This window comes from Desulfovibrio sp. 1214_IL3152, assembly GCF_036763055.1.
In the GTDB taxonomy this organism is placed as follows: domain Bacteria; phylum Desulfobacterota; class Desulfovibrionia; order Desulfovibrionales; family Desulfovibrionaceae; genus Desulfovibrio.
On record NZ_JBAIYW010000627.1, the window covers coordinates 1 to 5,631 of the forward strand.

A 5,631-nucleotide genomic window follows, 5' to 3' on the forward strand; every position below is an offset into this window, starting at 1 on the left:
GTGACCACAATGGCCCCCCAGTCCTCAAGCGAGCGGGCGGCTGTGGTGGCTCTGGGCAGGGCGGCGCACTGTTTGGTCAGCTCCTGCCAGAGATTGTCGGCCAAACGCTGATCATCAGTAACGCAGATTGCCGACGCAAGCGTGTCGTGCTCGGCTTGCGACAGCATATCTGCGGCAAGCCATTCGGCATTGGCCGAAGAGTCTGCCAGGATAAGCACCTCGCTTGGACCGGCGATCATGTCGATGCCCACCGTGCCTTGCACCAGACGCTTGGCAGTGGTGACAAAAATGTTGCCCGGCCCGGCAATGACATCCACCGGAGCCATGCTTTCCGTGCCATAGGCCATGCCCGCCACGGACCAGGCCCCGCCGACGCGGTACACTTCTTCAATGTCCAGCAGATGGGCGGCAGCCAGAATATGGGGGTTGACGCTGCCGTCCTTGCGGGGCGGCGTACAGATGGCAAGACGCGGCACACCGGCAACCTGCGCCGGAATGGCGGTCATGAGCAGACTTGAGATCAGCGGGGTATTGCCGCCTTGTCCGCCCGGCACATAAAGCCCGGCAGCGTCAACGGGCAAAACGTGCTGCCCCAGAATGCTGCCGTCAGGCCGCGTGGTAAACCAGGATTTTTCCGTTTGCGCTTCATGAAAGGAGCGGATGTGGGTGGCGGCCTGACTGATGATTTCTCTGTTTTCAATGGAAACAGAGGCCGCCGCACGGGCGATTTCCTGCTCGCTGACGAGCAGGGGGGGGGCAAAATCCGGGCAGTCAAAATTACGGGTATATTCCACCAGGGCTTCATCGCCCTTTTCGCGCACGGCAGCGATAATGTCGCGCACGGCGCTCTCCACCCCGTCACCGGGGTTGTTGCGGCCTTGCAGCCATTGGGCAAGCTTGGGCCACTCCTGCTCATTATGCAGAGTCAAAGTCCGGCATGTCATAGTATTTTCCTCACCTCGATTGGGGGAATATACAGAAGGCTCCTGTGAATGTCGAGACTCGCCGCCGCTTGAGAAAGGCAGCCGGCATGGTGTTTTTCTCTCGGCACTTGGTCAGGAAAACCAGAACCACTGAAAATCGGGCCTGATCAGTCATAAATTCTGTTTGATCGCGCAGTGTTGAGGGGCGGCAGTTTTTCAATGTATGCCAGAACTGGAGCCGCCGATGGTTTTCTGTCTGAAGTTCACAATATTCCTTATGGCATCCTTGCCAGAGCCTCTTTGCCAGAACCTCTTTGTCAAAATTCCCTTGCCAAAATCTGTTTGCCGGGCATCGAAAATGTCAGCAACCAGCAATACTGCTTGAAAACGTTGCCGATTAAAAACAGCAGCGCTGTTTACCCACGCGGATAAACAGCGCTGAAAGCACGCCGGATGTTGCAATACCTCTCTTGTACGATGGGATGACTAGAGCAGTTAACGAATGAAATGAGTTAACTGCTCTGCAAGGATTTCCTTGAAAATCCTTGCCACGAAATGCGAGGAGGCAGGCTTTTGCCTGCCGGAAACGAGCATTTCAAGTGTTAAATGCTCTAAATGAAGGGCGGCGTGTGGCGTACTGTGACAGGCAGCGCCTGGGGTACGCTTTCTTGCGCTTTGGCAAGGTATGTGAGGGCAGGGCTGCACAGTTCCCGCAACTGTGCGGTCAAGGCTCCCCTTCGTTCGCGCTCCATTTCCAGTTCTGCCTGGCGTTGTGCCTGAAAGGCGCGTAGCCAGGCCGTGGCCCGCTCTATGGCCCTGCTTTGCATTTCAGGATCAATGGTGCGGGGGCGTCTGATTTTTTGCGAATCCTGAAAGTGCAGCTTTTCTTCCCGAGACAGCAGGGGACGGGGCGGTAAAACCGCGCACAGGGCATATGACAGCATCTGGTCAAAAGCTATGGGTTGGATTTGAGGCAGCGGGCTGTCAACAAGCAGAAGGCCATTGTCGGTCTTTTCAAGTACACGCCCGATATGGGTATACACGCAGGCGTCTTCCAAAGCCTGGGGCGAATTGTCGTCAGCCAGCGCTTCAAAAACGGCATGGACGAAAGCCCGGGAATAACCCTTGTTCATGGCTATGGTGCGATACCGGTGCGCCATTTCGGCGTCCGGAGCCTTGGGGAGGGTATAGCCGCAATTTTGTCCGCCGAAGCGATACCAGCGGGATATTTCATGCGCGGCCGGGCCATAGCCCGCATCGGCGGCCATGAGCAGCCAGTGAAGGTTGGTGCCGGTGTTCCAGCGAGTGGCATAGGCATGCATGGCTTTGGGATCACCAAGAAAGGCCCCCCGTGTATAGGCGCTGCGGGTCTGGCCTATGCCGTCATCATAAAGGGCCAAACGGGTGTATATCCAGCCCGGGGACGTGTAGCGCGCGGCCCACTCCAGCCAGAACGATATGGAATGCATGAAAGGCGGGATGTCAGGATGTGCGGCGGCCAGGGCCGGGCGCTCGCACTGGATGCGGATGATGAGGTCGGCCATGGCTACGGGATTGCCCTCAAGAGCTTCCTGCAGGACGGGCAGATACTGGCTTGACGACTGGCAGCCCACATAGCGCGGTCTTTTGCGCGCCTTATCGGGCGGGGGCGAGTACCAGTCGGGGTCTTCCACAACAGGCGCTGTGATCAGCAGGGTACGGGGCAGGGCCTGGTTGCAGTAAGCCGAATCTCCTTCAGTGCAGGCAAGCTCGGGCAGGGGGCGCAGCCCCAGTTGCGGCGTGAAGTAGATTTCGGCGGCAAAAAGCCGCAGAGGAACGAAAAGCAGATAAAACGCACCAAGATGCAGGATGACAGCACTGCGCCATGACATGATACGCCCTCCTGTGGCATAAGGAGAATCAAGTCGTTGCCTGCCGGGCAGAACGGCAGCCCTGAACGCACAGCCATGTCCGGGCCGGCCTTTGGCAACCGCCTGCAAAGCCGGAGCATGACACAATCGAAAAAAACGTATATTTGTTATGATCGTCTTGCCGGCGTGAGCCATGCCGGCGGCATGATTTGTAAATATGACAATGCTTATTTATAATTTTATATTCTAATCTCAATATACGTCAAGTCTCCTGAAGCCTTGACAGTCTGGAAACCCGAACTTAGTTACAAGGAATGAACGCGGCCGCCTGCGGGCGGGGCGACTCAGGAGGGATCATGCAGCGTCACAAGATGCACAAATCTTATGAAAGGGCAGCGCAACCGGAAGACGAATTTTCGGAAGACAGCCTGCACTTTTCCGCGCCGGACGGCATGGGAGAAATGCCCGGCGAGTTGGACGACACCTTGCTTGAAGGCATGGCTGACGCAATGACAGAGCAGGGCGATGTTCTTTCTGCGACGGAAGTAGAGGCCCGGTGCAAGGCCGAGGTGGAAGAAATGCGTTTGCGCATGGCTGCTGAGATGGATAACTTTCAGAAGCGCCTCAAGCGTGAGCATGAAGAGCAAATGCGTTACGCCGCCGAAAAGGTTTTGGGCGATCTTTTGCCCACCCTTGACAATCTTGATCTGGCTTTGCAATACGGCAGCACCAACGAGGCGTGCAAGGATATGCTGCAGGGCGTGGCAATGACGCGCAAGCTGCTTCTTGAAGCTGTTGCCGGACACGGGCTTGTGCCGGTGGGCGAAGAAGGCGAAGAATTTGACCCGGCCATACATGAAGCCGTGGGTTTTGACGCCCGGCCGGAGCTTGCCCCCAATTCTGTGGCCCGCCTGCTTCAGCGAGGATACAAACTTGGCGGGCGCTTGCTGCGCCCCGCAAAGGTTATGGTCAATCCCTGAACTATGCTTCGAGCGAAAGCAAAAGAGGCCGTAATTTCCGGATTTCCGGTGGTTACGGCCTCTTTTCGGTATGCTCGCCGCCAGCTTGGCGCGCCAGCACAAGAGGCAAAAAACACCAGCCACGCGGGTGGTGCTGATAAGATTGCCCCTGAAAGCATTTGGAGTTGTTAGGCCCTGAAATGCCTTCACGGCATGTTCCAAGGGGGGCTTTACATACACAGCAAGTTCGCCCTCGGGCTGTTCCGCAGAGGTGCTTTCAACCAAAGGGTATACCGGCTTAAACCGTTGGGGCAGGGCTTGCTGGCCAGGCTGGCAGCGCCATGTAGCTCCGCGCTGTTACGCGTCTTGGAGCAGATTACCTTTGAGAATGTCCGTTCCCACCGCTTTTCCGGTGCAGCGACAACAGTAATACGCTCCGGTTAAGGCATGGTGAGGCCGGGCCAAAAGCCCCACCGCTGCAAACCGAAAGGCCATGCCTTTGCCGGTTAGCCTTCCAGGTCTTTATAACGTTCGGCAATGGTCTTGAACTGTTCCTGAATAGCCATAAAGGCATCGACAACATCCGGGTCGAACTGGGTTCCCTTGCCGTCCAGTATGATTTTTGCTGCGCTTTCATGCGTCATGGCAGGTTTGTAAACGCGCTGGCTGCGCAGGGCGTCGTACACGTCCGCAAGGCTCATGAGCCGCGCGGGAAGCGGAATTTCTTCTTCTTTCAGCCCCTGCGGATAGCCCCGGCCGTCCCATCGCTCATGATGGCAGTAGGCAATGTCGCAGGCCATCTTCAGAAAAGAGTCTTCGCCCAAAAACTTGTCCGCAGCCGCAAGAACATTTCTGCCAAGCACAGTGTGCGCCTTCATGGCCTCGTATTCTTCATCCGTGAGGGGACCGGGTTTGTGCAGCACCGTGTCGGCAATGGCGACCTTGCCTACATCGTGCAGGGGAGCCGAAAGGTAGAGCCAGGAGATGACGTCCGCATCCAGCTGATGACGGTATTTGTGCTGTCCGGCCATGTGCAGCGCCAGCGCTTTCACATAGTTCTGTGTTCTTTTAATGTGTGCGCCCGTTTCGGTGTCCCGCCATTCGGCAAGGCTTGCCATGGCATGAATGGTGGCTTCCTGAGTGAGGGCCAACTGGCGTGTGCGCTCGTGTACCAGGTCATTGAGATGATCACGGTAGCGTTTGTATTTCAGCTGGTTGGCAACCCTGTTGCGCACCAGAGAAACACGAAAGGGCTTGGCGATGTAGTCCTGCGCGCCCAGGGAAAGGCCGGTGGCCTCGTCTGTTTCTTCATTCTGGGCTGTGATGAACATGATGGGAATGTCGCGTGTGGCGGACTCTTCCTTGAGCCTGCGGCAGACTTCGTATCCGTTCATGCCCGGCATGATGACGTCAAGCAGGATGAGGTCCGGCGGCTGGTTGCCCATAGCCAGGCGCAGCGCGTCCGGGCCGTTTTTGGCAAACATGATGGTATAGTCCTCGCGCAGGCTTTCGCTCAGGATGCGTAAGTTTTCCGGAGCGTCGTCCACAAGCAGTATGCGGCTGCGCTGGGCTGCCGCCTCGTTCACTGCCTGCCTCCGGTAAAGCCGGGCAGCCGCCGGGTCAGATGTTCGGCCATGCGTTGCACCATGCGGCTTTCAGCGGCGGTAAGGATGTCGTAGGTTTTTCCGCTCACGTTCTCTTCATCCACATAAATGCCGCGCGCGAGCACATCGTTATACTTGTCCCTCAGTGTCCAGCGCACATCAAGCACGGCCTTCTGGTCGAAATTGCCGTCCAGGCGCTGCACGTCCAGGTACAGCACGTAGTCGGCAGTGGATTCGTCCCCGGCGGGCAGCACGTTAACGCCGCTGGCGAGCATGGGGCGGGTGAGCACTTCGA

The 5,631-nt window shown here is 57.3% G+C and carries 7 protein-coding genes; 3 read left to right on the top strand and 4 right to left on the bottom strand.

The features are described from left to right. The coding region (gene hisD, locus V6C07_RS13050) for a histidinol dehydrogenase (protein WP_333536910.1) at positions 1 to 944 on the bottom strand (944 nt) is incomplete at its 3' end. A gap of 198 nt (positions 945 to 1,142) precedes the next feature. Between hisD and V6C07_RS13055 the strand changes: the two genes are divergently transcribed. Beyond that, positions 1,143 to 1,355: a hypothetical protein gene (locus V6C07_RS13055; RefSeq protein ID WP_333536911.1), complete on the top strand. Its 213-nt coding sequence runs from the start codon at positions 1,143 to 1,145 to the stop codon at positions 1,353 to 1,355. A 179-nt stretch (positions 1,356 to 1,534) separates the two neighbouring features. On the opposite strand, the gene V6C07_RS13060 is transcribed toward V6C07_RS13055, so the two are convergent. Next, a complete protein-coding gene (locus V6C07_RS13060; RefSeq protein ID WP_333536912.1) occupies positions 1,535 to 2,794 on the bottom strand; it encodes a hypothetical protein in 1,260 nt (419 codons plus the stop codon). Positions 2,795 to 2,830: 36 nt separating this feature from the next. Here V6C07_RS13060 and V6C07_RS13065 point away from each other — a divergent pair, with 36 nt between their 5' ends. Together V6C07_RS13065 and grpE are read left to right on the top strand one after the other, a co-directional pair. Beyond that, positions 2,831 to 3,010 carry a hypothetical protein gene (locus V6C07_RS13065; protein ID WP_333536913.1) on the top strand — a complete coding sequence of 60 codons (180 nt, stop codon included), beginning with the start codon at positions 2,831 to 2,833 and terminating at the stop codon, positions 3,008 to 3,010. A gap of 119 nt (positions 3,011 to 3,129) precedes the next feature. Continuing rightward, entirely contained in the window at positions 3,130 to 3,753 is a 624-nt protein-coding gene (grpE, locus tag V6C07_RS13070) for a nucleotide exchange factor GrpE (RefSeq protein ID WP_333536914.1), read from the top strand. A gap of 485 nt (positions 3,754 to 4,238) precedes the next feature. Here grpE and V6C07_RS13075 read toward each other — a convergent pair whose 3' ends face one another. Together V6C07_RS13075 and V6C07_RS13080 are read right to left on the bottom strand one after the other, a co-directional pair. Beyond that, positions 4,239 to 5,318, bottom strand: coding sequence for an HD-GYP domain-containing protein (locus tag V6C07_RS13075; RefSeq protein WP_333536915.1), 1,080 nt, complete (start codon positions 5,316 to 5,318; stop codon positions 4,239 to 4,241). After that, a partial coding sequence (locus V6C07_RS13080) for an ABC-type transport auxiliary lipoprotein family protein (RefSeq protein WP_333536916.1) occupies positions 5,315 to 5,631 on the bottom strand: 317 nt, incomplete at its 5' end. The genes V6C07_RS13075 and V6C07_RS13080, both read right to left, overlap by 4 nt.